This is a genomic window from Frankia sp. CeRuru1 (genome assembly GCF_977966315.1).
The window spans coordinates 1-3321 of the sequence record NZ_CDWWEW010000483.1; the positions used below are offsets into that span (position 1 = coordinate 1).

Annotated in this window: 4 protein-coding genes; 1 reads left to right on the forward strand and 3 read right to left on the reverse strand. The window is 70.5% G+C overall.

The window, feature by feature from the left end:
• A partial coding sequence (locus tag AC08OP_RS23105) for an AfsR/SARP family transcriptional regulator (protein ID WP_476616098.1) occupies nt 1-765 on the forward strand: 765 nt, incomplete at its 5' end.
• On the opposite strand, the gene AC08OP_RS23110 is transcribed toward AC08OP_RS23105, so the two are convergent.
• The 3 genes from AC08OP_RS23110 to AC08OP_RS23120 form a co-directional block, all read right to left on the reverse strand.
• Nucleotides 757-1209: a winged helix-turn-helix transcriptional regulator gene (locus AC08OP_RS23110; protein ID WP_476616099.1), complete on the reverse strand. Its 453-nt coding sequence runs from the start codon at nt 1207-1209 to the stop codon at nt 757-759. The genes AC08OP_RS23105 and AC08OP_RS23110 overlap by 9 nt on opposite strands.
• Before the next feature lie 309 nt (nt 1210-1518).
• On the reverse strand, nt 1519-1881 hold the full coding sequence (locus AC08OP_RS23115; protein ID WP_476616100.1) for a hypothetical protein: 363 nt from the start codon (nt 1879-1881) through the stop codon (nt 1519-1521).
• A gap of 710 nt (nt 1882-2591) precedes the next feature.
• On the reverse strand, nt 2592-3035 hold the full coding sequence (locus AC08OP_RS23120) for a VOC family protein (RefSeq protein WP_476616101.1): 444 nt from the start codon (nt 3033-3035) through the stop codon (nt 2592-2594).
• Between the last annotated feature and the right edge of the window lie 286 nt (nt 3036-3321).

Sequence of the window (3321 nt, forward strand, 5' to 3'; positions counted from 1 at the left end):
CTGCTCACCCTGTTCGGCAGGTGGCAGCTGTTCTACCGGCCGACGCCGGACAGCGACGTCCAGACCGTCGAGGGCATCGGGATCAAAGGCCGTGAGCTCGTGGCCTACCTCGCCGCTCACGCCGGCTGGGTCCACCGCGACACCCTCATCGAGGCGGTCTGGCCGGACGACGGCGAACCCCGCCACCGGATCGACAACCGCTTCTACGCCGCGCTCAGCCCGCTGCGCCGCGCCCTGCGCAACGCCACCGGCGGGGCGATCGACGACGTGTTCGAGCAGGACGACGGCCGCTGGCGGCTACGCGCCGACCTGCTCACCGTCGACCTCTGGCAGGTCCAGGACGCGCTCGCCGCGCGCCGGCGGGCCACGACGACCGCGCAGGAGATCGCCGCGATCCTGCCGCTGGCCGGCCTGTACACCGGCCACCTCGCCAAGGACCTCACCGGCACCTGGGCCGAGGCCCACCGGGAGCATCTGCGCCGGCAGGTGACCGACGCGCTGACCAGCATCCTCGCCGCCGTAGGCGAGGACACCCCCGAGCGTCTGGACCTGCTCGACACGCTGCGCCGCCTCGACCCCTGCAACGAGCAGCTCTACTGCCAGATCGCGCGCACCCAAGCCCGCCTCGGCCGCCACGACGCCCTCGCGGTCACCTACGGCCAGCTGGTCGAGGCGCTGGCCGACCTCGACCAGCAGCCCACCGCGGACACCGACCGCCTCTTCCAGGAGCTCATGCGGGACCCGCGAGACAGCCGCTCAGCGTGAGCGCGACCGGCGGCCCTTCTTGCCGCTCTTCCGACGCCGGCGCCGCTCCGCCCAGATCCGCCGGTCCAGCTCCAGCAGATCCTCATGCGCCGCGGCCCACTCCGCCAGCGGCAGCACCAGCCCGACCAGCTCCCTCGCCGGCGGGGTCAGCCGGTACACGGCGGTGAAGGGCCACTCCTGCCCCCGGTCGTGCTCGACCAGCCCACGGTCCTGCATCCAGCGCAACGTCCGGTGCAACACCGAGTCCCGCACCACCGGCTGCGCCCACCGCCGCCCCCGGGCCACCTCGTAGGACCGCAGCGTGCCCAGCAGGCCGGTGTACGACAGCGGCTCACGTGACAAGGCCACCAGCACGTCCGGCAGCCACTCAGGCGCCAGCGTGAGCCTCAGATCGTGCAGCAGGATGCGGCGATCAGGATCAGACAGCTCCCCATCGAGTGTCATACAAACCCCCACGGAAAGATCCACAGACCCGGCGGGTCTGTGCTGACCGTTCCGCCGCGCAGCGCGGCCCCCTCCAGGCCGCAGATGTCTCCGCATCCTTGCGTGACGGGCACTTCACCCAAGGCTGCACCATCTGCGTAAACGTGACAATCCGATTCGGCGCTGTCACGAGCGGCCCGGCGCCGGTCCACCGGATCGCCACACGAACCCGATCGCGCGGCGAGACCTTCCCACCTGCAAAGATGTCGTCACCTTTGGTGGCAGGCCGGTTCCAGAGCAACTCGCTGTCCCAGGCGGTCATGATGCAGGTCACGTCAGCCTGGCCCGCGACGAGACCAGCCCGGTCCGCCCGCCGCGACGTGCCCCGCTCGCCTGCCTACCGTCGAAGACGTGCACGCCACGCAGGTGAGCTGGCGCATCTTGGCGCCGCGGCCGGCACTCTACCGCGCGCTGCTCGACCCCGACGCGATCGCCCGCTGGCGGGCCCCAGCCGGGATGCGCACCCAGACCGCCACCATCGCGACCCGCACCGGCATCTACCACGGCCGGTTCCTGCGGCTCGTCCCCGACACTCAGGTCATCGAACAGCTCGCCTTCGAGGACCGAGGACCCGCCAGCGGCCGTCACGATAACGACGACGACCACCCTCAGCGACGCCGCAGCAGGCGCCACCGCCGTCATCGTTGCCCACAACGGCATCCCGGACGCCATACTCGCCGCCGAAGCCGAAATCGCCACCCTGGCCCGCATGACCCTCGCCAAACTCGCCGAACTCGTCGAGAAAGACCGGTCCCCTCTCCAACCGAAGAGCTCCGCCGACAATAGGTCCGTACCGGGGCCCTCCGTCGACACCGGTGTCGCGGCAGCTGGCCGGCACAATCCATGGCGCATTCGCCTGCGGACGGGAGTGGATTTCATCCGCGGACCCGCCGCCCTGGCATCTCCCGATGCCGGTGGTGAAGTCGGCTCGGGAAACGGGTCGGCCGAAAGACCGGCACCGCGCCCCGGGCCGACTTCACCACCCGTGTAGGGATCGGGCGGGGATGGCGAGCCCGTGCTGGCAGTTCTCGTTGTTGGCGAGCGCTGGCACCGCCAGCAGGTGCACAGCGGGAGGAGCGCAGGGCCGTGACCAGCGGTTCGCCAAGTAGGCCCGCGTCGCTCGCCGTCCAATCGCCAACTGGGTCGGCGGCTCGCCAACGAGATGCGATCCCTACACCCGTCGTAGGGATCGGATCTACTTGGCCATTCCGAGCTGGCGAATCGCGGTTGTTGGCCACCGTCAGAACGCCGGATGTGGCCGAGGCTGGCCAGCGTCGTTCAGGGCCTGCTGCCGCGCCGCTTCGGGAGAAGGGCGGGCGGCGCCGGCCTGCGCCGGTGTCAGGTCAGGCCGGGGCGTCGGCGTCCGGCATCGAGGTCGCGAACTCCTCGGGGCCCTTCTGCGCCGCCGCCGGATCCATCCACATGACCTGCCAGCCGTGGCCGTCGAGGTCGAAGAAGCTGCGCGAGCACATGAAGCCGTAGTCCTCCCGGCCATCCGCCTCGACGCCGCCCGCGGCCAGCGCGGCCTCAGTGACCGCGTCGACCTCCTCGCGGGACGACACGCTGAAGCAGTAGAGCGCCAGCGTGTGCGTGGCGGGATCGGCCATGGGCAGCTTCGCGAACTCCGCGAACTTCTGGTGGCTGAGCAGCATGACGCTGGCCTGTTCGCCGACCAGCATGCAGGCGGCGGTCTCGTCGGTGAAGTTCGGGTTGAAGTCGAACCCGAGCTTCGCGAAGAACGCCTTGCTGCGCTGGAGGTCCGCTACGGGGATGTTCACGAACAGCATGCGGCCGGGATGCGCGGGAGTGGTCACGGCGGGTCTCCAGGTCAGTAGTGCGACGGGTACGTCCCGGTAGACCGGGCGGGCCGGCGGAACTCATCGGTGGAGCTCGGAGCGTCCGCGCGCCAGACCACCGGGCGGCCTCACCACCTCCATCACGCCCATGCACGAGACGTCAGGCGAGCCATCACCGGCTGACCAGGCTGTTGCGCTCTGCGCGGATCTGCCGCCGGCAGATCGCCAATGCCCGCCTGATACGAGCCACGCCACCCAAGGACTGGCCAACCATCAC

Excerpts from the sequence above, each read along its gene's own strand:
- AC08OP_RS23110 (WP_476616099.1), bottom strand. The coding sequence starts at position 1,209 with ATGACACTCGATGGGGAGCTGTCTGATCCTGATCGCCGCATCCTGCTG.
- AC08OP_RS23120 (WP_476616101.1), bottom strand. The coding sequence starts at position 3,035 with ATGCTGTTCGTGAACATCCCCGTAGCGGACCTCCAGCGCAGCAAGGCG.